Genomic DNA, 24,359 nt, shown 5'->3' on the forward strand with positions numbered 1-24,359 from the left:
CAAGTAGCTGCATAAGCGATTTGAAGTTACCTATGTTTATACTGACAGTAATTTGCTGGATAAGATATTAGCTCGGCTGTATTTTCATCAAGTATTCACAGTTATTGAACAATTGGCGACACCGAATAGCTCATTGTAGATATCGCTCTTGGTCGCTACAACGATTGATTTTGCGTAGTTATGGCAAAATCTAATCTGAGCTTTGCTTGATTTTTTACTATAAAAACTCTAAAAAAGCAAGACAAAAGTTTAGCAAACACGGTAAATGCTTGCAATACCTTCTCCTCAAAGACAAGGTATTGTGGCGATCGCTCTTTTGTATATATAAAAGTCGCCATTAGGCTAAGAACCTGGACGGTAGCCATTCAGAACCCCGACTTTTTAAATAAGTTGGGGTTCTAGTATTCGCTGTTAATTACGTTTTTGTGGAGTTCCCCAAATCTTGATTTGTCGATCAAATCCGCCACTGGCGAGAATTTTACCATTGGGACTAAAAGCGATCGCACTTACCCAGTCTGTATGTCCATTCAGTGTATTTATTAACTCACCTGTAGTTAAATTCCACACTTTAATCCCATCTTTGCCGGCACTAGCAAGGGTTTGTCCATCGGGGTTAATAGCGATCGCATTTACCCAGTTATTATGTCCTGTGAGGGTGCGGACTAATTCTCCAGTATTAATATTCCACAGCTTGACTGTGCGATCGCGGCTAGCACTCACTAATGTCTGTCCATCTGGTGTAAAGATGACAGCGCTAACAACATTAGAATGAGCTACAAATTCACTGATTAATTTACCAGTACTCAAGCTCCATACCTTGATTACACCCTTATTATCACCACTAGCCAAGGTCTGTCCATCAGGGCTAATGGCTAGAGTATAAATCAAGTTATCGAAGCGTACTAAAGTCCCTAAAGGGCGCTGCTGTAATAAATCCCATAGCCGAATCCCATCCAAAGCTCCACTGATCAGAACTTTACTATCAGGAGACACCGCTAAAGATAATACGTTGCTGGTATGTCCGACAAAAGAGCGGCTAAATTTAAAATTTTTCAGGCTCCAGAGGTTAATTGTGTTGTCATCACTACAACTAGCAAGGGTTTGCCCATCTGGTGAAATCACTAAAGACTCTATGGCTGATTTATGTGCTTTATTAATATCCCCTAACTTTTTACCATTTACTGGATTCCACAGGCGAATAATACCCTCATTTTCTGCACCTCCACTCGCAAGAATTCTGCTATCTGGACTGAATGCGAGAGATTTAACAGTTCCGTTATGCCCTCTAAGGGTGTAAAGTAGTTGGGCATTAGCAAAGCTGTTAGTAGTTGGGGAGTTTGGTGTTACTTCAACGGCAGCATGAGCTTGATGAATGTAAAACCCTTGCCAGATAGTCACTGGAAGGGCAACAGCTGCCATAAATGACAGGATAATATACGGACGCAGAAAATTATCCCCACCTCTTCCCTCACTACTCACACTTTTTCCTCACTTTTTATATACAAACAAACCACTTAGAATGAATTATGAATTAAGCTAACGCGCCTACATATTGCAATATTTTCCGTGTAGACCGTCATTAGTCATTAGTCAAAAGTGTTTACCAAGGACAAAGGACATTTGACAAAGGACAACCTCACCAGTTGATGTGCAATCTTATTTACGTAACAGCTTATCAACTCATAACCGGCTAAACCTTAGCTATCCGCTAACAGCACTCTTAAAGAGGTGGTTTTTTCTTAGAAACGCTTAACATTGGTAAAGGCGCACTAGAAGAACGAGAGGGCAAATAATGTTGCACCACAGGTTCCTCTGGTAGAGGACGGCGCTGCTGGAAACGCCACAACTTAAAGGCTAGCGCTATGCCTGTTGTTCCCAAACCAAAAGCGAACAACGACCAGCTATCATTCAATCCGCCAATCAGGGCATCTATAGCGCCCATCGTCACCAATACACTGATTAGTGGCTCTTTTCGGTAGGTTGACTTCAAAAAACGAGGTAATACAGCATTCATCACAGCTTGGTTGGTTCCAGTTCAGCTTTTGTGTATATTTACCAAGAATACCTCACCCATAATTTGCCTTTCTCATCGAAGGCAGACACTAATTATGATTTTCTTTAGTTGGGGAGGAACTATAGTCATTAATTGCCTTGCACATACTAGTTGCAAGTCTATGATATTTCCATCACTAATAGGTATTTTGATTCCTCTCTTGCTTACATTCTAGTGCAAAGAACTTCGCTATCAATCGCCAAAGTCAAAACCAACTGGTTGTTCCAGCTGGTTGAAACTCTTTTAACTACTAGCTTAGAACTTGCACCTTGTGCTGGTTAGTGGCACTACTTCAGACCCAGCCATGATAGCACCCCTTGATTGGTGACATATTCAATCACCAGCATCAAAGCGAAGCCAATCATTGCAGCTCGACCATTCAAGCGTTCAGCATATTCGTTAAAGCCAAACTTTGGCTCTTCTAGTTTAGGTGCAATTGTTGGTTGTGTTTGTGTCATTTTTAAGAAACCTTTTTTTTGGCAAACGGGAGTTGATATGAGAATTCACAGCAATTGTCAGGTATAAGCGGTAAAGGTTAAAGGAATTGAATAGTATTTTCCCCTTCAGCTTTACCCTAAACTTGGTAACTTATGAGCTAATTGCAGTGCTTGAATGTCAAGATGACTTGATTGATTCAGCAAAAGCTTCCTAGTAGGGAGCTATACAATCGCTCTTTTAATAAATTGTTACTATTCTTTATATATTGTATAAACACTGGGGTAATAGTCAAGGGCTTGAGTTTGGGGCTACTCAGATTAAATTAAGAAACTTAGAACACAGATTAACTATCTTTAATACAGCTATCTGTAATAAGTCGGTAGCAAGCTTGAGATTCGCAGGCTAAAGTTAAACAAAAAAATTATCAGAGGCTATATATGGAAATCGGCGTTCCAAAGGAAAATAAGGATCAAGAATTTCGTGTAGGGTTAAGTCCTTCTAGTGTGCGGGTGCTGCGAGAAAATGGTCATAGCATCTTTGTAGAGACACAAGCAGGTAATGGTGCTGGATTTTCAGATGACGACTACAGAAGTGCTGGAGCCGAGATTGTCCCTACATCAGAAACGGCTTGGAATCGGGAATTGGTTGTGAAAGTCAAAGAGCCGTTGACATCTGAGTATAAATTTTTGCAGAAAGGGCAGATATTATTTACTTATTTACACTTAGCTGCCGATCGCAAATTGACAGAGCATTTAATTGATTGTGGTACAACTGCGATCGCCTACGAAACTGTAGAACAACCTGGTGCTAACAAACTCCCCTTGCTTACCCCCATGAGCGTGATTGCAGGTAGGTTAGCAGTACAATTTGGGGCCAGATTCCTAGAACGTCAGCAAGGTGGTAGAGGATTGCTGTTGGGCGGTGTCCCTGGAGTCAAGCCAGGTAATGTAGTAATTTTAGGTGGCGGTGTTGTCGGCACAGAAGCGGCTAAAATTGCTGTGGGTATGGGTGCGATCGTGCAGATTTTAGATGTGAGTGTTGAACGGTTATCTTACCTAGAAACCTTGTTTGGCTCTAGGGTAGAATTGCTTTACAGCAACTCTGCTCATATTGAAGCTGCCGTCAAAGAAGCCGATTTGCTTATCGGTGCAGTTTTAGTGTTAGGACGTAGGGCCCCAACATTAGTATCGCGTGAATTAGTTAAACAAATGCGTCCTGGTTCGGTAATAGTTGATGTAGCCGTTGACCAAGGTGGTTGTATAGAAACTTTACGCGCCACATCTCACACAAATCCGGTATACCTTGAAGAAGGTGTGGTGCATTATGGCGTTCCCAATATGCCAGGGGCAGTACCTTGGACAGCAACCCAGGCACTCAATAATAGTACATTACCTTATATCGTCCAGTTGGCGAACTTGGGAATTATGGCGCTAGAAGTTAACCCAGCCTTAGCTAAGGGTGTGAATGTGCAGAATCATCGCTTAGTGCATCCGGCTGTACAAGAGGTATTCCCTGATTTGGTAAATTAAGGTCTGTAAGGATTAGGCGATCGCTAATCAGACTAATTTTCTTGCCTTATGCGCGGATGGGTAGGTGTACAAAATGAGAAGGAGCAAAAAATGGCTACTGCTCCATCTATACAATGCTTTCAGGGCACTAGTATTTTTAAACCATCCGCGCACCTTATGGGGACTGGCTTTCAGCGATTTGCATCTTGTGCTATGACTATTCCCTATGTTATGATTCACACATTCGCGCAACTGCACCTTGAAAACCAAATACAGCAGCGCTTTCAGAAGCCAGCAATTGCAATTCATCAAAATCCCTATTAGGGATTGAAACACGAGTAGATTGAATCTGTTTGCCATTCCACAACATTGCAATTCATCAAAATCCCTATTAGGGATTGAAACGTAAGTACTTTTCTTTGATTACGGCGAGGGCACAATATTGCAATTCATCAAAATCCCTATTAGGGATTGAAACATTTACATTTGTTGGATCTGCCTTGAGGAAAATTGCAATTCATCAAAATCCCTATTAGGGATTGAAACATTTACTTTCATTTACGCTGATAAACAGCAAGTATATTGCAATTCATCAAAATCCCTATTAGGGATTGAAACCCGCCATCACCCCAGACTTACACAGAGGAAGAGCTACATTGCAATTCATCAAAATCCCTATTAGGGATTGAAACGGGAAATTTAATTCTTTTAATCCTAAAGTGCTAACATTGCAATTCATCAAAATCCCTATTAGGGATTGAAACGATATGGTGACAAATAACCCTGTAGCCGCCGCCGCTAATTGCAATTCATCAAAATCCCTATTAGGGATTGAAACGTGTAAAAACAAAACATAAAAATCCCAAGCCTTGATATTGCAATTCATCAAAATCCCTATTAGGGATTGAAACGAATACTTCAAATACTCGCACCAAAAACCGTATCAATTGCAATTCATCAAAATCCCTATTAGGGATTGAAACTTCTCTCGTGTTGATGTAGACCAAACTGGGGTAACTGGCATTGCAATTCATCAAAATCCCTATTAGGGATTGAAACTAGCAATACCACTCGGTGAAGTTCCAGAGGTAGCATTGCAATTCATCAAAATCCCTATTAGGGATTGAAACAATCGCCTCACTTTATCAATCGGCTATTGCAGATGTTAATGCTGCATTAAGGCAGTAATAAAATCAACTTTTTAAAGCATCACCAAACTACCTTCTGCTTCTTCTTCTAGTTCATAACCATTAGCTAATTTTTCAATTGCTTGGTCAAGCATACCCAAACCTTGATCTACCTTTTCAACTAAACTTAGCTGTCCTCGAAGTTCGGCAGCACCAACGAAACCCTTAGCATACCAAGTCATGTGCTTACGGGCTTGACGCACGCCGCGATCGCCTTTATATTCCCATAATGCTTGTAAATGATCTCTTGCACATTCCAAACGCTGAATCGGAGTAGGTGTCGGTAATATTTCCCCAGTTTTCAGGAAGTGATCGATTTCTCCAACCAAAAACGGATAACCCAAAGTTCCACGGGAACACATCACACCATCAGCACCAGTTTGTTCTAAACATTTTACCGCCGCTTCAACGGAAAAAATATCTCCATTGCCAATTACTGGGATAGAAAGCACTTCTTTTACACGAGTAATCCATTCCCAACGGGCATTGCCATTGTATCCTTGGGCGCGGGTGCGTCCGTGGACTGTAATCATTTGTGCCCCTGCATCTTCCATCCGCTTGGCAAAGTCGAGAATAGTAATTTCGTTGTCATTCCAGCCAATACGGGTTTTTACTGTCACAGGCACATCAACAGCTTTCACCACTTCCCGCACAATTGCTTCTGCTACTTCTGGTTGCCGCAACAAAGAAGAACCGCCACCATTTTTAGTGATTTTATTTACCGGACAACCCATATTAATATCAACAGTATCAGCACCTTCTGCAACCGCCTTTATTGCTGCTTCTGCCAAAAAATCGGGACGGCAATCGAATAGTTGAACACTAATTGGGCGTTCGTTGGGATCTACCTCCATGATTTTGGGTAACTGCTTAACATAATGCAATCCCGTAGCATTCACCATTTCGGTATACATCATCGAATCTGGTGCATAACGACGCACGAGACGGCGAAATACCATATCCGTTACTCCAGATAGAGGCGACTGGAGAACCCGACTTTTTACCTCAAACGATCCAATTTTGAGGGGTTGAGAAAGTCTAGCTTGGAGAATAGGGGAAAGCGAAATCATACAAAAAATTAAAAATTATGGGAATGGAAAATAACAGGAATATTTATGGGTATCTGTGAGTAGTGCTAATTGTAGGTTAGGTATCTTGACTTGGAGGCTGTTTTTGTATTTCTTGCTGAACTTCCTCTAAACTCAAACCTAACTCTTTTGCCATTTCTTCAAAACTCAATCCCAATCTCAACAACAAAGGTATCATTCTAAACTTTTCTTCACGCGCTCCTTCTTGTTTACCCTCTTGCTTGCCTTCTTGTTTGCCCTCTTGCTTGCCTTCTTGATAAACTCGTGTTTGTTTCAAATCGCTTAACCCAAACATACCTTCAATCTCCTCTGGACTCATCGTCGGAAACTTATAAACCAAAATTGTCTCTATTAATTCTAGTAACTGCCGCCGTTGTGGTTCAATGTTGATTTCTTGCTGAGTTCTCTCTATTAACTGCCTAGCAGATGTAATTGCTGTTTCCTCTTCATCGACCACTAGTTTCATAGTAGCAATTCCGACTGGCAGCGATGCAGTTTCGCCCAATTCGTTAAGATAAATGCGAGTAACACGATTGCTAGTGAAAAATTCGCTGTAATTATTGATATCTGCTATATCTAGACTGCGATTGGGATAGATAACTACTCCTCGCCAAGAATTTTTAGGTTTATTTTGACGTAAATATAAACAAATTTCTGAAATTAGGCGCGAATAAATTTCTGCGTCGGTTTGAAACTGGACTTCAACAAAATAAATCGGATTTTCTTGCCCTTGTGTTGGGAGAAAAACACCATCTATACGGAATGTCGTTTGCTTGATTTCAATTGAGGAGAATTTATAACCCTCTGCGGTTTGGGGTAGATTACCAATTAATTCAAAAAATATCTCAGGGAGTTCTTGAAAAAGGCGGTAAAAAATACTGTCAGTTTTCACGCTTGATGTATTGCGGTGATTTAAACTGTTAGATTTTACCGTGAAATACTGCTGGTAAAAATTAGTAAGCCGACTACGAAAAGCAATCGGCTTAATAAATTCATAGTAATTTAGTTGCAATTTAGCCGTGAGTTGCACCTTGAGGGGGACTTGAAACAACTTTTTTGGCTAAACCCAAAGTCTGCAAAACTCGGATGCTCCACCAAGTAACATCAATCTCCCACCAAGACAACCCAGATTTCGCCATGTGGGGATAAGTATGATGGTTGTTGTGCCATCCTTCTCCATAAGTGACGATGGATACCCACCAAAGATTACGAGCGCCATCGTTAGCATCAAAGGTGCGATAACCCCACAGGTGTGATGCTGAGTTCACAAACCAGGTTGAGTGCCAAAGCAAGACACATCTGAGAAACACTCCGTAGAACACAAAAGGCCATCCTCCTAAGCCATATAGGAGTAGTGCGAAGGGTATTTGCAACAGCAAAAAGTAGCGATCTAGCCAACAATAAAAGGGTTGTCTTGCTAAATCAGGGGCATATTTTTTATAGGTGTCATAGTCAAAAAATTCTGGGCGTGGGTAAAAAATCCACAATATATGACTCCACCAAAACCCTCTTTGAGCAGAGTAGGGATCTAAATTAATATCTTCGGTGTGAGCGTGATGCTGGCGGTGTCCACCTACCCAAAAAATTGGCCCACCTTGCAAAGCCAAGGCTCCGATTAGGGCGATCGCATACTCTAACCACTTGGGAACTTGGAAACTCTTATGGCTCAGTAGTCTATGATATCCCAGGCAAATACCAATGCTCCCAAATAACCAGTGCAGAAACACTAGCAAACCTAATGCTGGCCAGGAGAAAAACCAAGGAGACATAAGTGCTAAGGCATGAAATGTAGCAAAAAATACCACATTTGTCCAACTGAGTCGAGGTGAGTTGCCTCTCTCAGGGGCGATCGCCCCAAAATTTGCGGTCATAAAAATTCCTGTTGATGGATGATGAAGCAATTTGCCTTTTCTCGGATGCCACCCCACAAGGGATTTACCCGCACTGTATACTAATTCGTTACAGTTGAGTAAAGCAAGTATCACTTACATTTGTTATGCTAGCAGAACTCTGATACCCCTGCAAGTGCCACTTGCATTTTTCTATGTCGTCTCACCTCGTTTCCACTCGTCAACGCTTGATTCAAGCTGCACTTGAGTTGTTTTCTGCTCAGGGAGTTAGCGCTACCACAACCCGCCAAATTGCAGAAAAAGCCGAAGTCAACGAAGTGACTCTATTTCGGAATTTTGGCAATAAGCATGGACTGCTTTTAGCGGTGCTGGAAGAGTCCGCAGCCTTTAAGGATTTAGGTGAATCGCTGGTGCGGCGGGCAACGCCTCCCGGCAATGTGTACCAAGCTCTCAAAGATTATGCAAGTGATAGCTTGCACGCATTAGAACGAGTGCCAGAGTTTGTCCGGTCTGTGGTAGGTGAAGCCGACCAATTCCCGGCAGAAAATCGCCGCGCACTAGGCAGGGGAGTTACAGAGGCAAACCGTTATGTAGCTCAGTATTTAGCTACTGTAATCCAGCAAGGGCACCTAAATACTTATTTACCAGCAGAAAAATTAGCTAGTTTGCTAAATGGGATGATCTTGGGATATGCCGTAATTGAGTTCACCAGCGAATTTCACGAACTTTGGGAGGATCGGAATGATTTTCTCGAAAATTTGGTGGAGTTGTTTTTACATGGAGCCATGTCGTCCTCAGCAGAATCAGCAATAAATTGCTTACAAGGAGGGTTCACCACCACAGAAGTAGCTGATTTGCCTGCTAGTTTAGTTCACGAAATTTTACAACAAGCCAGGAAATCGGGAGTACGAGATTATGCCTTGGCTTATGTGTTATTTGGGGCTGGGTTATCTGCCACAGAAATAATTAGCTTGGAGCGATCGCACCAAATCTACGATCCTCAAGGGCACTTCCTGCAAATTACAATCCCCGGATGTATCCGTCAAGTACCAGTAAATCAGTGGATTTTGGGCAAACGCTACGGTTCTTTTACCAATAATCCCTTAATCAAATGGCTGAAAAGTCGTAAAGATGCTCAAACAGCCATGTTTTTGAATGAAACAGGTAAACCCATGACAGAATCAGAGCTTGAGACACGTTGGCAAGTATGGAGTGAGGGATTACTAACTCCCCAAGGACAAACGCCAGCGATCGCTCAGGCTCAACAAACTTGGCGCGTAGAAATGTTGATGCGGGGAATCACCTTGGAAAACCTGATTATCTTAACAGGCTGCGATCGCATTCAATTACAACCCTATGTCCGCCGAGCCAAAGAAAAAGCTGCCCTAGAGCAAGCTACCCGTTTGGATCACAAGCCAGGATAGGGTACGACTAAGCAATTAAAAATTAAAAATTAAAAATGAATAAATGGACGGGCTGTAAGCATTTTGGTGTCGACCAATTGTTTAATTTAAGGGTTCCATAATGGCTCTTAAACCATTGCTAGAGAGTGTTTTGAGCATTTCTTTAGCGTTATATTCACTGCTAAATACTCCTGCTTGCATAACTCTTTGACCTTCCCAAACTGTGGGAAACGCACCAGGAGCAAGCGATCGCACTAAATCTTGATCCCTATCAGTCAAGAGTGGAACTACTACGCGATAACGGATACCGAACTGTGTCGCAGATTTACTAGCATAAGGAATACTTGCAGAACTTGTTTGCATATTGCCAGTATTACTAATGGGGATATTGTTATCAGGAAGTGGTAAAAGTGCTGACGCATTTGGGGCAGTCGCTTCTCGTATTGGTAATGGCTGCTGTGTTTGATTCCTTGTGCTAGTAACTGAATTAGATGGGTACTCAGGGGCAGTAAATTCAATTGTATTAGGATCAATCCGCACATAATTCAACTGTGGTGTATTAGGCGGCTGCGCTGGACTGGAAGTTGCAATTTGAGTGTTAGTTGGTATTTGTCTCGCCGACAAGCTGCTAGGTGTTGGAAATCCAGCAACTTTAGATGTGGGTTGCTGTTGATTGGATATAGGCGTGGAAAGTGGAACCTTAGCTGGCACTAATGGTAGCAATTGAGTGTTTAATTTTGCAGAAACAGGATTATTTGCTGAAATGCTGTTGCTGTTTTGGCTATTAGTAGTTTCAGAGATTCCGGGAGCCGAGAAGGTGATTTCCCCAGTTGGTGGTATTTCTTGTAATACATTGTTGGGAGTCGATTGAGAATTTTGTGCTGCTAGTGCTATTGTGCCGTTAATATCTACCTTGCCACTGATGCGATCGCTCACAAGATTATTACCACCAGCAGAAATCATCTGTTTAGCAGCGCTGGCGTTAATGTCATAGCGAGCATTATTTTGAAATTGATTACCCCCAGGTTCCGATGCACTACCCAAATCTGGCATTGCTTGAGCGATCGCAACTAGACCATCTTCTTTATTATCTTGAATAATATTATTTCGTAAAATCGGGTGGGCCTTTGCTTGCACGACAATTCCCGATCTATTGTTCTGAATTTGATTGCCTATAACTATCGGAGCGGCATTTTGGGCAATATTAATGCCAAAACCCGTTTGGTGAAAGACATTTTCTTTCACTTGGGGGCTGGAATTCCCGGCAATTGTCATGCCATTGGCTCCATTGCGATCGAAGTAATTCTTGCTAATGGTAGGTGCAGCATTACCACTGACAGAAATCCCATCTTGGGTACTGCCGGTAAAGGTATTTTCCGCGATTACCGGATCGCTAGATTCAATCCATAAACCGTAACCCCGGCGATTGGAGTTCGTCACCGTCACCCCAGTGAGCAAAGCTTGGTTTGCTCCCACAATTGTGACGTTTTGACCACCAAAGCTCCGACTCAAGTAATCACCGCCTCCCTGAATGATAATATCCTTACCTTGATTGCTAGGGTTGCCTTGAATTGAAACACCCGGTTTCAACATTAAGGGAAATTCCTCTCCTGTTTCGGCGCTATAAGTGCCCGTAGAGAGCATAATTACAGTATTGGGGTTAGCTAATCGCAACGCATGGGTAATCGTTTTCACGGGAGCGGATTCGCTGCCATTACCTGCGCTGTCATTGCCACCATTTGAGTTAACAAACAGCACATTAGCCTGAGAATTTTTTGTCTCACCTAAAGGTGCTGAATTTGGTGTTGATGGTATCTGAGCGATGCCTTCGGCGGGCTTTGCCAACGCATTATCCAGGAACGTCATACTTGTCGCTCCCATACTTACGGTAAAAGATAATACTGATAAGCTAAAAAATAAAAGTCTTGCTGATTCCAGAAACTTAAGCTTTGCAAGCATAATATTTACTCTACGGTACTTAGGAAACACACGGTAGTGAATCATATTTAACACAACTCCTTAGAAGTAACAATAAATTCTTATACTCTTAGAGAGTATTATGTCGATAATATTACTCACATATTGACCGATTGGCGATTTTTAATACAGGGTAATAAATGATATTGTGCCTGTTCGAGAATACCTTGCTCTAAAAGACACGTTACGCGATCGCCAAAATACCCTCACCCTAAAAGAGCTTGTAATTCAGGATTTACACAAAAAATTCTTCATCGAGAGACAAACACTCTCTAAATAGTATCTATGCAGTCTCAATTTAATTTGCCCATTGGAGATTTTCTGATGTATCCCTTTCGGCTAGTCTTTTGTAAGCTCGTTGTTCACCCTAAAATACTTGACTAACCTTAGTGCAAAACTGTAGCCTCAAACTACCCTTATCACTGCATATAAGAACATGGGATAATTTATCGTAACCATGATTACTACGCTTTTTCGCGTAGATTCGGCAAAAATTGAGTAAAAAAAGCAAATTAATTGACTTATGGTTACTAAGAGATATGATAATTCACATTTTGATGAAAGCACTAACGGGGTTGTTGTAATGGTCGAGCCATACAGCCAAAAAGAGCAAGTACAGCAAGTTGTCTATCGCATTTTAGATGCCAATTTAGACCGCGCTCGTGAAGGCTTGCGAATTATTGAAGAATGGTGTCGCTTTGGCTTGAATAATGCCCAGTTAGCTCTTGAATGCAAGCGTCTGCGACAAGAATTAGCCAAGTGGCATACCCCAGAATTACGAGCGGCGCGAGACACACCAGGCGATCCTGGGACTGAGTTAACTCATCCTCAAGAAGAAGAACGAGCTAGTATAAAATCAGTATTGCAAGCTAACTTTTGCCGTGTCGAAGAAGCATTGCGGGTGTTGGAAGAATACAGCAAGCTTTATCAGCCAAATATAGCTAAAGCTTGTAAGCAGATGCGCTATCAGGTTTATACCCTAGAAAGTAATTTAATGGGTCATCAGCGCCATCAATTGTTGTGGCGATCGCATTTGTATCTTGTTACTTCCCCGAATGAAAATTTATTGAATAACGTCGAAGCTGCACTTAAAGGGGGATTAACGCTTCTACAATACCGTGACAAAACCACCGATGATTCTTTGCGTTTGGAACAAGCCAGAAAACTCCGACAGTTATGCCATATCTACGGTGCTTTATTCATTGTTAACGATCGCGTGGATCTCGCTTTAGCTGTCGATGCAGATGGGGTACATCTGGGACAACAAGATATGCCTATTGCTATTGCTCGGGAATTACTCGGTTCACAGCGTTTAATAGGTCTTTCCACCACCAATAAAGAAGAAATGCAAGGAGCAATTGCTGAAGGTGTAGATTACATTGGCGTGGGGCCAGTTTATGAAACTCCCACAAAAGTAGGTAAGGCAGCAACAGGTTTAGAATATGTCAGCTATGCCGCGAAAAATTGCTCAATTCCCTGGTTTGCCATTGGCGGAATCGATGCCAATAATATCAATGATGTGATCGATGCTGGAGCCAAACGTGTAGCAGTAGTGCGATCGCTCATGCAAGCTGAACAGCCTACCCTAGTAACACAATATTTGCTCTCCCAACTCAATCGCATTAAGCCAGAACTCTAAAAGAGTCATTTGTCATTAGTCATTTGTCATTAGCCCAAAGTGAGTAACCAATTACCCATTCCTGATACTTCGACTGCGCTCAGTACAAGTTCCCAATTCCCAATTCCCCATTCCCCATTCCCACATTTATGTCTAATGAGATTACGGTTCAGGTAAATGGGGAAACCCATAGCTGTTCGTTTCAAATTTCTTTACCCGACTTGATCCAACAGTTGGGTTTTAACCCGCGCTTGGTGGCTGTAGAATATAACGGCGAAATTTTACATCGCCAGTTTTGGCCACAAACCAAATTGCAGCCAGGCGATCGTTTAGAAGTAGTAACTATTGTTGGTGGTGGTTAGTTGATGTGAGCCAGCAAGCCCAAATCCTTAAGGCTGCGTCGTGTAATCTCGATGCGGACGGGTGCATCCTCTGGTTTATACATATCAAGGGTTGTTGCGAAAAAGTAGACGTTTTTGTTTTGTTCTAAATAACCCACAAACCAACCAACTTGTGGTTTGGTACTCGTTAACCATCCCGTCTTTCCCCGCAGTGTGTAGTCTGGAGTTTGTTCGCGTACCATAATATCTTTGACAAGATTTATTGTCCTTTGGGAGAAAGGTAAATCGCCTTGATACAACCGTTGCAAAAACTTAATTTGCTCTTGGGGTGTAATTTGCAATAGCTGCTGTTCTAGCCAAAAACGATCAATGTCTGCGGCGGTGCCAATCTGACGATTTCCGTAACCTACTTTGTTAATAAATTGCTGCATCCGTTCATATCCAGCCTTCCGCGCTAGTACTTGATAGAACCAAACAGTTGAATCTTTAAAGGCTTGACGCAAATTCGTATCATGATTCCAAGCATCGATATCTCGATGAATTCCATCCCAAGTGAGAACCGCCACATCATCAGGAACTACACCTGTTTCTAAAGCTACCAGCGCGTTAAAAATTTTGAATGTCGAAGCTGGAGCGATGGCAGTTGCATTACGTTTAGGATTGTGTTCATAGGTGCGGTTATTTTTTGAGTCGTAAATCAAGATTGAGCCTTCACGCCCAAATTCTTGAAAGTGTCGCCCAAAATTTGGCGCTTTAATAGCAGGACGTTCAGATGAGGTTGAAGCTGGTTGAGCCAGAATAGGCATTGTTCGGAAGCTAATTACACTCAATACCGCAACACATCCAAGAATTGTAAATATAACAGCTTGCCTTCGGTAATGCCGAAGAGATTGCCACATACCAAACAAGATATTTTTCATTGCATATTTAATAAAATCACAAAGGAGATTTTACAATGCAATCTTGCTCATTTGCGAAGAGATGAACATCTGTACATCCCTACTCCATCTGCATTTATCTCACAAAATCGCGTTTTTTCCCTCTGATTTGTAAAGCGATCGATGAAGAGTTCTACGCTTGGCTAATTCTTTACCTTTGCGGCCAAGTTGCTCACGTAGCTGTTGATCTTTGCACAACCGATTGAAAGCTTGAAAAACTTCATAACCAGAATTGGGATTAACCAGTATCCCATTTTCTTCATGCTGAACTGTGTCTAGAACACCACCTAAGCGAGGGGCAATGATCGGCTTACCGAAGTAACTTGCTTCTAAATAAACCATACCAAAACCTTCCATATTATTAGGTTTAGTATCTAATAAAGTCAGCATGGCAAATATGTCGCAAGCTGCATAATAACCTGCTAGTTCACGCTCTGGTAAATATCCCGCAAAGTGGACGCGCTTATCTACCCGCAAACGATGCACCAGAGATTTCAGTTCCGATTCACTTGGCCCTTCACCGCAGATTATATAGTGGACATCGACCCCAAAAGTTAGCAATAGTGGGATGTTATCAATCACTCGGTCGAAAGCTTTATGTTTTACTAGCCTTCCTATGGAGAGAATAGCTATTGCTGAATCGGGAATGTTGTATGCCTGACGCACGCGAACACGCAAATCATCAAGGCTACTAGGACTCCCGACATTGTTACCAAATTTTTCTGGTCTGATTATTGGGTTAATAACGTAAGTAGGAGTATCTAATCGTAAAGCAGTTCTGAGGTAGTCTTGTGTATAAGAACTGTTACAAACAATACCTTCGGCTCTATGAAGTGTTAATTTAAATAGCGATCGCAGTACGGGATTGTGTAATGTACAAAGAAAATCATTACCGTGCAGATAGATAAAAAAGCGAATAGGTAATAAATAGCTCAATAGCAACAGTGAAGGAAAATCATAGCCGTGGCCCCACTCTATATAACGGTAGTGATAGCGAAAATAGAGTTTGATTGCTAGCACAAATGAGCAGACAATATTGACAAAAGGCTTTAGGATATTTCCCACAAAGCCACTACGCCAGTATCTAGGATAAAACCAGCGATACACTGGAAATTGTTGACCTTCATCAAATACTTTATCTCCTGAGCAACTAGCTGCCAGCACAATAACTCGTTCTGGATCTTGGAGACAACGATTGTACATATATTCTCCAATTACAGCTTCTTTCGGCAAGAATATCCTGGATATGACTAGGATATCTGGGTATGCAGCTTTGTCTCTGATTTCGGCTGTTAGTTGAGAAATATGTTCCATAATCAAGTTGATAAATTTACTTCAAATAATTTTGAATTTATTTACAATTAGGATTACTTTCCAAACCATAATTATTATTTTATTTCTTTTAAAACGAATCTGGTAGATAAAATTGAAGGCTATTTTAGAAGATTAGCCAGCAAGATTGTTTTTTTATTGTGTTGATTTTATTTTGGCGGCAAAACTCTCAACATTTGAGAATTTTTGTGCATGATGGACAATAAAATAAAATCTAGCACTTGTAGTCCAATGTAGTCAAATTTCTCACTGAAGAACTGTTGCAAAAATTACGAAACTTACCTATGTTCACTAGACTATCTTGAATAGTCTAGACTGGTGTGCCAAAATGCCAAAAGTTTAGATAAGTATTTAATAACTATCTGTGTCTGCTTAGTGCTGCTGATAAGCATCACATCTACTTGTAACACTACTATACATACGTAAGTATCAGGTCTATATCTGTCCTTTATGTTACTTGAAACAGAGAGATATCCTTTTGGATTCTGACAGAACAAGTAGGGTGAAGTATTAAAAAATTAGTCAAAATAATCATGAGAAATGAGAAACATCTGTATAATCCAAGACTGTAGCCTGGAAGTGCCCAGTCTAAGACGTAGCCAAAATTGCCCGTAGGCGTAGCCCGTCGTAGACATCGCAAATTTCTGTGATGATGAACATATCTTAAGGTACGGTTCCCCAGTCGAGAAATCCCCCCTGCGATCGCTGCCTATGCCAGATAAGACGCGGTAGATTGAATATGTAGCCTTTAAAAATGAATGCTACAAAGCTTGCTTGTTACGGACTGGCGTTAGTGACATAACCGCAAAACTCCTACCAGCATGGAGATAAATCATAAAAATTCTGTTTTCCAAGCGATTGTATTATGCGTAAAAAACTACAACAAATCAGCAAACCACTGTTAAAAACCTTCTTAGCACTAGGACTGGTGTTAACTTTGGTTCTTAGCCACGCCGATGGAGCATTAGCGGCCCGCAGTGGGGGTCGAATCGGTGGTGGCTCTTTTAGAGCGCCTTCCAGCCGCACCTATACACCGCGCACTTATGCACCTCCTGGCGGGGGCGGATACTATCCTGGTGGTGGGTTTGGTGGTGGTTTTGGCTTTCCCTTCCTACTTCCTTTCTGGGGTATTGGGGGAGGATTTGGTGGTCTATTTAGCATCTTAATTTTCTTTGCGATCGCTAATTTCTTATTGCAAACTTTCCGCCGTGTCTCTGGCGGTGAAACACCAGAAGCAGATTACAGCAGTAACTCTCCTGTTTCTGTAACTCGTTTGCAAGTAGGTTTGTTAGCTCAAGCCCGTGAATTGCAAAATGAACTCAACCACATTGCTGAAACTGCTGATACTAACACCCCAGAGGGAAGAGCAGAAATTCTGCAAGAAGCAAGCCTAGCTTTACTCCGCCATCCCGAATACTTTGTATATGCAGGTGGTGGCACTCAACAAGCCAGTTTAAATTCAGCTGAAAGTCAGTTTAATCGGCTGTCACTGGCAGAACGGAGCAAGTTTAGCGAAGAAACTCTTTCTAACGTCAACAATCAGCTAAAAGCAGCCCTTGCCAAAGAAGCTTTACCCCCGGCTGGTGAACTAGACAACCCCACCCGCCTATTTACTGAAGGCCCTGGAGAATACATTATCGTCACCTTGCTGGCGGCAACACTAGGCAAGTTTGATATCCCCACAGCGATTAACAGTGCTGATGATTTGCGTCAAGCTTTGCGCCAAATTGGTAGTATCCCTAGCGAAAAACTTCTGGCAATTGAAGTACTTTGGACTCCACAAGCTGAAAATGATACGCTGACATCTGATGATGTACTGGCAAACTATCCTGATTTGAGACTTGTTTAACGTCTAAAAATTTCGCGCTTTACTGCCAATAAAGAACTTGGCATCTTGGCGAAACAAATAAGTTACTCTTTGAGTGCAATAACTAAAAAACCGTTTGTCAATAACAAGCGGTTTTTTGTATAACCTAGATATACCAAGAATTACGCACTGAGAACTAAAATATCGATCCACCCTAACTCCTCTAAAAAAAGGCGAAACTCTCAAAGCGCTGTTTAAAAAGGGGGTTGGGGGATCTATTATGCGTAAGCCCTATATACTTAACTATCTTTTAGAAAAATTATTCTTAGCCAAGACTTTGCTAATATTATCAAAATGTTATACACGTAAAGCGGTATCTTATGCCTAATGTTGAAGCCGACGAAAACCGAGAGCATCGCATTAAAACAGAGATCATTGTAGATGCTGAAGACAAAGAAGACCGAGCTATGGGTTGGTACTACTACCTCGAAGAGGCTCTAAATTTTCCCTTTATGGCTAAATGGACTAAGAAGGGACGCAAATCAGGCTCTACCGAGGAGAAAGAAGTGGAGGTGCTGGGAATGGCCCCAGATGATGAGTGTTTAAAAGATATGCTTGTCGAAGTGGCTTACATTAATGGTAAGGATGATGATGTATATTCTGCAAAGTTATCTGAAATAGCAGCCATTGATGCTGACAGCGAAACTCAAGAAGCGATCGCAGACTGGCTCTATTGGATTGCCAGAGGATACAAGTTTTAAACTCTAGGATAAATATCGAATGACGCGGCAGGGATTACCAGCAGCGACAACATTCTCAGGTATATCTTTGACAACTACACTGCCAGCACCAATGGTTGTGTTATCGCCAATAGTGACACCTGGACAAATAATTGCACTGCCACCAATCCAGACATTGTTACCAATGTTAATTGGGGCAGCTAATTCTCTACCAGAAAGGCGAATTTCTGGCTCTACAGGATGATAAGCAGTATAAATTTGTACATAAGGAGCGCATAATACATTATCACCAATGTGAACTGTATTACAGTCTAAAATTACACAACCATAGTTCATAAACAATTTGTTGCCAGCAAAAATATTACTACCATAGTCACAGTGAAAGGGCGGCACAATTGATACTTTGTCACCTATCTTTCCAAATAACTCTTGCAAAATTTGCTGCCGTTGATCTTGCTGTTCTTCAGTTGTAGAATTGTACCTTCGCAACAGACGACTAGCTCGTTTATTTTCGGCAGCCAATTCTGGATCTTCCGCCAGATATAACTCGCCTGCGAGCATTTTCTGTTTTTCGGTTTTTTCCATAACAGGCTTATGGGACTTCTCGTTTGTATACGATAACCTTAGCAGCAACTAAATTAGCACATATTCTATCCTTAACTAAATATGGCATAAGTCGCTTTTCCCTGCCGTTTAGCTCGGTACATAGCAATATCAGCATCCCGTAGCAGAGTTGCAGGTTCCTCATAACTACTAAAATTCCAAGCAATACCAATACTAGCTGTAGTAGATAATTCACATCCATTCAGCTTAAGTGGCGATCGCAACGATTCTTGAATCCGTTTGGCAACATTGGTAGCATCGGTAATGTCTTTAATATCCTCTAAAAGAACTGTAAACTCATCACCACCAAATCGGGCTACAGTATCACCACCACGTAAGCAGGACTCTAAACGTCTAGCGATCGCTACTAAAAACTCATCCCCTATTCCATGCCCAAAGCGATCATTAATATCTTTGAAACCATCTAAATCCAAAAATAAAACTGCAAAATAATAATCGCTTCTGCGTTTGCTGCGCTCAATTGTTTGTCTGAGCCTGTCTAGAAATAAAACACGATTTGGTAATGCTGTTAGCCCATCATAAAACGCATTACGGATCAATTGTGCCTCTGTCTGCTTGCGTTTGGTGATATCTTGAAACACTAAAACTGCACCAGTGATATTACCATTGCGATCGCGGATGGGTGCAACTTTATCCCCAATCGCTATCTCTTTGCCATCTTTGGTAATCAGTATACAGTTTTCTGGAAAATCCAAAATTTCACCTGTTTTGATTACATCTGCGGCTAAATTTTCAATTTTTTCTCCTACATCTTTGTCAACTAAGTTAACTACTTCTACTAAATCTTTACCAAACGCTTCACTTTCCTTCCAACCCGTGATTATTTCTGCTGTGGGATTCATCATTTGAATACAACCATTAGCATAAGTCACAATCACTGCACTGCTCATACTATTAATAATTGCTGCCAGCCTTTGTTTTTCTTCGTATAATATTTTTTTGCTTTGATGTTTGTATAGAGCCATTTCAATCGCAAAATGTAAATCACTTTCAATAAATGGTTTGACTATGTAACTAAAAGGCTCACTTAGCTGGTTTTCATATAATGTTTTATATTCCGAATACTCTGTTAAATATACTACAGGCACATGGAAGTGATTCTGGATGATGTCTGCTACATTCACACCGTCAATTTCACCAGCTAGGCAGATATTAATTAATACTAAATGTGGATGAGTTTCTGCTACCTTTTTTATTGCTTCTTCACCAGACTTAGTAGTTTCTGATACAGAATAACCTAATTTTTGTAAACTTTTTCTAATATTTGAGGCTATGATTTTTTCATCCTCAACAACTAGGATTTTGCGGGCGAACATGGTAAAACAACCTGTTTGCTAGGGTTCAGATTTTTGTTGTCAGTGTCAACTCAATAGAAAAGTTATTATTTTATCATAAACAATCTTTTACGACTCTGTAGTATTGCTTGATATAAATACTTAACTAATGAGCAAATAGCATCGTATTATTAACCTCCAATAATTTCTGTGTTTATCAAAGCTCATTGTGATTAATGTATGCAGCTAATATCATGTCAGTAGCATAAGAATGTAAATTACCATATAATTAGCAGTAATCAAAAATTTATTTTCAACAATATACAAGCAATCATAGTCTTAAATAAAACAAACATTAAGTATAGTATTTATGTCAAAATTAATCAAGAATAAAAGTTCATAAAATCACAGTCTATCACTTTCAAATAATTTGAAAAAATTAATATAGTATCTTGTATGTAATATGATAATATCCATTGATTATAATACTACTAAAAATTAATCGTTATCTGAAATTAAAGAGTTTAATAAAACTTTGTCTACAAATAGTGTTTGTCTCAGTCGGGATGCAAATTATCGTCTGAAACTGTCTGATTACTAATTCTCTAAGGTTGTTCCAAAACAAGGAGATTTTGCGCCTAGTTTTACCAAGTAATCTTGCTTTTGTGCAGTTTCACAAAGAATTTGTATGAAATTTTGAATTGTGAATGAAAGAGTATAAATTAAAATTATTTATTGGTTTTAGTTAATACTAAATCACAAATTGTTTTAACTGAAAATATGCATGTTAAATGCTCATCAGCAAATAACATGATTTTTTAGTGTTTTTTGATAACGAGCAAGTGCTGGGGGCAATGGCAGGAAAGATTTTCTTTGTGAGATACTTCCGCGCTCCATAAAAACCCCCTGTTTTTGCTATTTTATAGATATTGACAAAAAAAACACGTTTTGTGCTTTAGAGATTGGACTTACTTTTAGTAAGTTCAATGCTAATTTTGCCACCAAAATCTGGAATAGGTGCAGCAGGTTTGCTCAGAATTACTTGGACTTGTGTTACACGATCGCACTCTTGGAGAATAGAATCTGCGATCGTTGCTACCAATTTCTCCACCAAAGCAAACTTAGACGTTTTGACCAGATGTTGTATCAAGCTAATGACGCTGCGATAATCTAAAGTGTCTTCGATCGCGTCAGTCTTGGCCGCTGTGGAGATATCCAACCATAACCTCACATCCACCTCAAACCATTGTCCTAGCACTTGTTCTTCTCGTAAATACCCAGTGTAGCCATAGCAGCGAATTCCCGTTAAATGAATGCAGTCCATAAAAGTTTGAGAGCAAATTGGGCATTTTGTAGAAAGTGGAGCAAGAAAGTATCGAGGATCGGCTTCCCTCCCTTGGACTTCTTTTCACCAAACTTTCCCAGATGGATTTTAAATTAAATTTCCCTAAACAAAATCTAAAATTTCAGATTGTTTTATAGCTATGTTTGATTTAATGCCGATCGCCTTTAGGAATGTTAATCAACTTTGGGCTTACATTTTAACAGAGACCCTAAAGCGGTTGGGATTGACTTGTGCCATCATTTGTCCTGGATCACGCTCTACACCCTTAGCGATCGCCTTTGCTCAACAAGCACCTGAGATTGAAGCGATTTCCATTCTCGATGAACGTTCCGCAGCCTTTTTCGCTTTGGGACAAGCTCAAGCCACCGGTCGCCCTGTGGTACTAGTTTGTACCTCTGGTACAGCAGGAGCAAATTTTTATTCAGCAGTCATTGAAGCTTCATATAGTCGCGTACCACTGTTGGTATTAACCACTGATAGACCGCCAGAATTGCGAGATTGTCACTCTGGTCAAACTGTAGATCAGTTGAGATTATATGGAACCTACCCAAATTGGCAAACAGAGTTAGCCTTACCCTCTGCTGATCTGGGAATGCTAGCTTACCTGCGACAAACAGTAATTCATAGCTGGGAAAGAGCGCAAACTCCTACAAAGGGGCCAGTACATTTAAATATTCCCTTTCGCGATCCCTTAGCGCCTGTTCCTGATGGAATTGACTTGAGTTATTTACAGTCCCAGTTCCACCCAGAAGACTTCTTCGCAGGAATAGCAAACCCATTCCCTATTCCCCATTCCCCATTACCCATACCCAAAGAATGGAAAGAATGCGATCGCGGCATTATCATTGCAGGTGTTGCCCAACCGTCACAACCAGAAGAGTATTGTAGAGCGATCGCGCAACTTTCCCAAACTCTCAAATGGCCAGTGCTAGCTGAGGGACTCTCCCCAGTCAGAAATTATGCCGAATTCAACCATTATTTAATTTCCACTTATGACCTGATTTTGCGAAATCAGCAACTAGCAAAGCAGTTAGCGCCCGAAATGGTGATTCAGGTGGGTGAAATGCCTACGAGTAAAGAACTGCGTAGCTGGATAGATACAACTCAACCCCGACGCTGGGTAATTGACCCCAGTGACCAAAACCTCGACCCTTTGCATGGGAGGACGACGCATTTACGGATATCTGTAGAAGATATAAAAGCAGAGGAGATAAATTTATCTTTATCCTCAGACTATTTGCAGCAATGGTGTGATGTGGAAACTAAGGTTAGGTTAGCTGTTGATGAGACGATGGGGAAAATAGATGAAATCATTGAGAGTAAAGCAGCTTGGTTAATTTCTCAGATTTTACCGCCAGGAACGCCTCTATTCATTGGCAACAGTATGCCTGTACGGGATGTAGAATATTTCTGGAAACCGAATAATTTAGGAGTGCGATCGCACTTTAACCGAGGTGCAAATGGCATCGATGGCACATTATCCACAGCTTTAGGAATTGCCCATCGCCAACAAAGTAGTGTGATGTTAACGGGAGATTTAGCTTTGTTACATGACACCAATGGTTTTTTAATCCGCAATAAGTTTGTCGGACATCTCACAATTTTGTTAATCAATAACAATGGCGGTGGGATTTTTGAAATGTTACCCATTGCCAAATTTGACCCGCCATTTGAAGAATTTTTTGGCACTCCCCAGGATATTGATTTTGTTCAGTTATGTGCTACTTATAATGTGCAGCATGAATTGATAACTTCTTGGGAGCAGTTGCAGCAAAAATTAAACCAACTACCAGCTAAAGGAATTAGGGTTTTAGAGTTGCGAACAAATCGGAAATTAGATGCTAAGTGGCGACAGGAGAATTTAAGAAACTTTGCCGCAGATATTGTAATTTAACTATTCTGTTATAGCCATAATTATTTTACGGAGTGCGATCGCCTTCTCCTCTACGTGAAATTTACCCGCTTACTTAACGTTGTAACCATCCTTCCAAATCAGCAAGAGAAGAGAAATCCAACAAAGCATCACCTAAAGCTTCCAACTGTTCCACCGATAACCCTTGAATCTGAGACAGAAGCGCATCAGGAATCGCACCCACAAGTCGGTTTAACTGTCGTAAAACGACCTTTCTTTCTCCTTCTTCCTTTGCTTCCCTAATAGCCCGTGGTTCTTCCAAATTCAGTCCCAACATCGCTGCAATCTCCTCTCGACTAAGATTAGAAAACTTATAGACAATAATCGTCGTCACTAAATCAATTATCGCTTGCTCCGATTGTTGCCGTGCTTGTTCCAGCAAAAACCGCGCCCCTTCCACTGCTTCGGTTTCAGAAGTAACATTTGTCAGCAACATCAAACCCAATCCCAAAGGTTGTTGTCGTAAATCTCCCAACTCATCCAGATAAACCCGCCTGACTTGATCACTTTCCAATAAAGCGCGGTGAATCGAAGAGGAAGAAGGTTCCAGGCTGCGAGAGCCAAAAATTATGACCCCAAACCAGTCATCGTAACGGATAGAGTGGCGGTAGAGAAACAAAAACAACTCACTAAAGAAGCGGTGATATAAGTCTTCGTCCTTCTGAAACTGGACTTCTGCAAAAAAGACGGTTTTGGAAACTGCATCAGCCGGAGGTAAAAATACTCCATCAATCCGAAACGCCGTTTCTTTCACTTCAACTGATTCAAACTGGTAGTTTTCTGCTTCTGGAGGTGGTTCATCTACTAATTCAAATAGCAAACCGGGAAATTGCTTAAATAATTTATAGAAGATGGTGTCACGTCGCATTTTTATTCCTCAACACCCAGACAATTACCAGATTGTAAAGGCTTGAGACAACAATT

20 protein-coding genes and 1 CRISPR repeat array are annotated in these 24,359 nt (G+C 41.0%); of the genes, 7 read left to right on the forward strand and 13 right to left on the reverse strand.

The genetic code is table 11. The features are described 5' to 3' along the window. Positions 1–411: 411 nt before the first annotated feature. The 3 genes from GJB62_RS20310 to GJB62_RS20320 all read right to left on the reverse strand — a co-directional run bounded on the left by GJB62_RS20310 (position 412) and on the right by GJB62_RS20320 (position 2,511). Positions 412–1,419, reverse strand: a complete 1,008-nt coding sequence (locus tag GJB62_RS20310; RefSeq protein ID WP_114081914.1) for a WD40 repeat domain-containing protein — start codon at positions 1,417–1,419, stop codon at positions 412–414. Between the two features lie 301 nt (positions 1,420–1,720). Next, on the reverse strand, positions 1,721–2,014 hold the full coding sequence (locus GJB62_RS20315) for a hypothetical protein (RefSeq protein WP_012410339.1): 294 nt from the start codon (positions 2,012–2,014) through the stop codon (positions 1,721–1,723). A gap of 326 nt (positions 2,015–2,340) precedes the next feature. Further along, complete coding sequence (locus GJB62_RS20320; protein ID WP_114081915.1) at positions 2,341–2,511, reverse strand: chlorophyll a/b-binding protein; 171 nt, start codon at positions 2,509–2,511, stop codon at positions 2,341–2,343. 417 nt (positions 2,512–2,928) lie between these two features. On the opposite strand from GJB62_RS20320, the gene ald reads away from it, so the two are divergent. Then, on the forward strand, positions 2,929–4,020 hold the full coding sequence (gene ald / locus GJB62_RS20325; protein ID WP_114081916.1) for an alanine dehydrogenase: 1,092 nt from the start codon (positions 2,929–2,931) through the stop codon (positions 4,018–4,020). A 276-nt stretch (positions 4,021–4,296) separates the two neighbouring features. Continuing rightward, positions 4,297–5,129: direct repeats of the CRISPR family, unit length 37 nt; unit sequence ATTGCAATTCATCAAAATCCCTATTAGGGATTGAAAC. 71 nt (positions 5,130–5,200) lie between these two features. On the opposite strand, the gene dusB is transcribed toward ald, so the two are convergent. The 3 genes from dusB to GJB62_RS20340 all read right to left on the reverse strand — a co-directional run bounded on the left by dusB (position 5,201) and on the right by GJB62_RS20340 (position 8,145). Further along, a complete protein-coding gene (gene dusB / locus GJB62_RS20330; RefSeq protein ID WP_114081917.1) occupies positions 5,201–6,256 on the reverse strand; it encodes a tRNA dihydrouridine synthase DusB in 1,056 nt (351 codons plus the stop codon). Between the two features lie 76 nt (positions 6,257–6,332). Next, positions 6,333–7,166, reverse strand: coding sequence for an Rpn family recombination-promoting nuclease/putative transposase (locus GJB62_RS20335; protein ID WP_114082006.1), 834 nt, complete (start codon positions 7,164–7,166; stop codon positions 6,333–6,335). A 121-nt stretch (positions 7,167–7,287) separates the two neighbouring features. Beyond that, positions 7,288–8,145: a fatty acid desaturase gene (locus tag GJB62_RS20340; RefSeq protein ID WP_114081918.1), complete on the reverse strand. Its 858-nt coding sequence runs from the start codon at positions 8,143–8,145 to the stop codon at positions 7,288–7,290. Positions 8,146–8,318: 173 nt separating this feature from the next. On the opposite strand from GJB62_RS20340, the gene GJB62_RS20345 reads away from it, so the two are divergent. Then, positions 8,319–9,548: a TetR family transcriptional regulator gene (locus GJB62_RS20345; RefSeq protein WP_114081919.1), complete on the forward strand. Its 1,230-nt coding sequence runs from the start codon at positions 8,319–8,321 to the stop codon at positions 9,546–9,548. 81 nt (positions 9,549–9,629) lie between these two features. Here the strand turns inward: GJB62_RS20345 and GJB62_RS20350 are convergent, their stop codons facing one another. Next, a complete protein-coding gene (locus GJB62_RS20350; protein ID WP_245245970.1) occupies positions 9,630–11,486 on the reverse strand; it encodes a DUF1565 domain-containing protein in 1,857 nt (618 codons plus the stop codon). A 601-nt stretch (positions 11,487–12,087) separates the two neighbouring features. Here GJB62_RS20350 and GJB62_RS20355 point away from each other — a divergent pair. Both GJB62_RS20355 and thiS read left to right on the forward strand, forming a co-directional pair. Then, positions 12,088–13,143, forward strand: coding sequence for a thiamine phosphate synthase (locus GJB62_RS20355; RefSeq protein WP_245245971.1), 1,056 nt, complete (start codon positions 12,088–12,090; stop codon positions 13,141–13,143). A 128-nt stretch (positions 13,144–13,271) separates the two neighbouring features. Then, positions 13,272–13,484 carry a sulfur carrier protein ThiS gene (gene thiS, locus GJB62_RS20360; RefSeq protein ID WP_114081922.1) on the forward strand — a complete coding sequence of 71 codons (213 nt, stop codon included), beginning with the start codon at positions 13,272–13,274 and terminating at the stop codon, positions 13,482–13,484. On the opposite strand, the gene blaOXA is transcribed toward thiS, so the two are convergent. Both blaOXA and GJB62_RS20370 read right to left on the reverse strand, forming a co-directional pair. After that, on the reverse strand, positions 13,481–14,374 hold the full coding sequence (gene blaOXA, locus GJB62_RS20365) for a class D beta-lactamase (protein WP_245246194.1): 894 nt from the start codon (positions 14,372–14,374) through the stop codon (positions 13,481–13,483). The genes thiS and blaOXA overlap by 4 nt on opposite strands. Before the next feature lie 108 nt (positions 14,375–14,482). Continuing rightward, on the reverse strand, positions 14,483–15,715 hold the full coding sequence (locus GJB62_RS20370) for a glycosyltransferase family 4 protein (RefSeq protein WP_114081924.1): 1,233 nt from the start codon (positions 15,713–15,715) through the stop codon (positions 14,483–14,485). 883 nt (positions 15,716–16,598) lie between these two features. Between GJB62_RS20370 and GJB62_RS20375 the strand changes: the two genes are divergently transcribed. Both GJB62_RS20375 and GJB62_RS20380 read left to right on the forward strand, forming a co-directional pair. Next, complete coding sequence (locus GJB62_RS20375; RefSeq protein WP_114081925.1) at positions 16,599–17,582, forward strand: DUF1517 domain-containing protein; 984 nt, start codon at positions 16,599–16,601, stop codon at positions 17,580–17,582. A gap of 338 nt (positions 17,583–17,920) precedes the next feature. Further along, entirely contained in the window at positions 17,921–18,301 is a 381-nt protein-coding gene (locus tag GJB62_RS20380; RefSeq protein WP_114081926.1) for a calcium-binding protein, read from the forward strand. Between the two features lie 3 nt (positions 18,302–18,304). Here the strand turns inward: GJB62_RS20380 and GJB62_RS20385 are convergent, their stop codons facing one another. From GJB62_RS20385 to folB, 3 genes are all read right to left on the reverse strand, one after another. Next, positions 18,305–18,865 (reverse strand): sugar O-acetyltransferase, encoded by a 561-nt coding sequence (locus GJB62_RS20385; RefSeq protein WP_114081927.1) that lies wholly within the window; start codon positions 18,863–18,865, stop codon positions 18,305–18,307. Positions 18,866–18,936: 71 nt separating this feature from the next. Further along, entirely contained in the window at positions 18,937–20,220 is a 1,284-nt protein-coding gene (locus tag GJB62_RS20390; RefSeq protein ID WP_114081928.1) for a diguanylate cyclase, read from the reverse strand. A 913-nt stretch (positions 20,221–21,133) separates the two neighbouring features. Beyond that, entirely contained in the window at positions 21,134–21,502 is a 369-nt protein-coding gene (gene folB, locus GJB62_RS20395; protein ID WP_114081929.1) for a dihydroneopterin aldolase, read from the reverse strand. Positions 21,503–21,662: 160 nt separating this feature from the next. Here folB and menD point away from each other — a divergent pair, with 160 nt between their 5' ends. Next, complete coding sequence (gene menD / locus GJB62_RS20400) at positions 21,663–23,417, forward strand: 2-succinyl-5-enolpyruvyl-6-hydroxy-3-cyclohexene-1-carboxylic-acid synthase (RefSeq protein WP_114081930.1); 1,755 nt, start codon at positions 21,663–21,665, stop codon at positions 23,415–23,417. 73 nt (positions 23,418–23,490) lie between these two features. Here the strand turns inward: menD and GJB62_RS20405 are convergent, their stop codons facing one another. Further along, the gene (locus GJB62_RS20405) at positions 23,491–24,303 is read right to left on the reverse strand and encodes a DUF2887 domain-containing protein (protein WP_114081931.1); all 813 of its coding nucleotides are present in this window, start codon (positions 24,301–24,303) and stop codon (positions 23,491–23,493) included. Between the last annotated feature and the right edge of the window lie 56 nt (positions 24,304–24,359).

The sequence above is a fragment of the Nostoc sp. ATCC 53789 genome (assembly GCF_009873495.1).
Lineage (GTDB): Bacteria > Cyanobacteriota > Cyanobacteriia > Cyanobacteriales > Nostocaceae > Nostoc > Nostoc muscorum_A.

Excerpts from the sequence above, each read along its gene's own strand:
- GJB62_RS20310 (WP_114081914.1), bottom strand. The coding sequence starts at position 1,419 with ATGGCAGCTGTTGCCCTTCCAGTGACTATCTGGCAAGGGTTTTACATT.
- GJB62_RS20315 (WP_012410339.1), bottom strand. The coding sequence starts at position 2,014 with ATGAATGCTGTATTACCTCGTTTTTTGAAGTCAACCTACCGAAAAGAG.
- GJB62_RS20320 (WP_114081915.1), bottom strand. The coding sequence starts at position 2,511 with ATGACACAAACACAACCAACAATTGCACCTAAACTAGAAGAGCCAAAG.
- ald (WP_114081916.1), top strand. The coding sequence starts at position 2,929 with ATGGAAATCGGCGTTCCAAAGGAAAATAAGGATCAAGAATTTCGTGTA.
- dusB (WP_114081917.1), bottom strand. The coding sequence starts at position 6,256 with ATGATTTCGCTTTCCCCTATTCTCCAAGCTAGACTTTCTCAACCCCTC.
- GJB62_RS20340 (WP_114081918.1), bottom strand. The coding sequence starts at position 8,145 with ATGACCGCAAATTTTGGGGCGATCGCCCCTGAGAGAGGCAACTCACCT.
- GJB62_RS20345 (WP_114081919.1), top strand. The coding sequence starts at position 8,319 with ATGTCGTCTCACCTCGTTTCCACTCGTCAACGCTTGATTCAAGCTGCA.
- GJB62_RS20350 (WP_245245970.1), bottom strand. The coding sequence starts at position 11,486 with ATGCTTGCAAAGCTTAAGTTTCTGGAATCAGCAAGACTTTTATTTTTT.
- GJB62_RS20355 (WP_245245971.1), top strand. The coding sequence starts at position 12,088 with ATGGTCGAGCCATACAGCCAAAAAGAGCAAGTACAGCAAGTTGTCTAT.
- thiS (WP_114081922.1), top strand. The coding sequence starts at position 13,272 with ATGTCTAATGAGATTACGGTTCAGGTAAATGGGGAAACCCATAGCTGT.
- GJB62_RS20370 (WP_114081924.1), bottom strand. The coding sequence starts at position 15,715 with ATGGAACATATTTCTCAACTAACAGCCGAAATCAGAGACAAAGCTGCA.
- GJB62_RS20375 (WP_114081925.1), top strand. The coding sequence starts at position 16,599 with ATGCGTAAAAAACTACAACAAATCAGCAAACCACTGTTAAAAACCTTC.
- GJB62_RS20380 (WP_114081926.1), top strand. The coding sequence starts at position 17,921 with ATGCCTAATGTTGAAGCCGACGAAAACCGAGAGCATCGCATTAAAACA.
- GJB62_RS20385 (WP_114081927.1), bottom strand. The coding sequence starts at position 18,865 with ATGGAAAAAACCGAAAAACAGAAAATGCTCGCAGGCGAGTTATATCTG.
- GJB62_RS20390 (WP_114081928.1), bottom strand. The coding sequence starts at position 20,220 with ATGTTCGCCCGCAAAATCCTAGTTGTTGAGGATGAAAAAATCATAGCC.
- folB (WP_114081929.1), bottom strand. The coding sequence starts at position 21,502 with ATGGACTGCATTCATTTAACGGGAATTCGCTGCTATGGCTACACTGGG.
- menD (WP_114081930.1), top strand. The coding sequence starts at position 21,663 with ATGTTTGATTTAATGCCGATCGCCTTTAGGAATGTTAATCAACTTTGG.
- GJB62_RS20405 (WP_114081931.1), bottom strand. The coding sequence starts at position 24,303 with ATGCGACGTGACACCATCTTCTATAAATTATTTAAGCAATTTCCCGGT.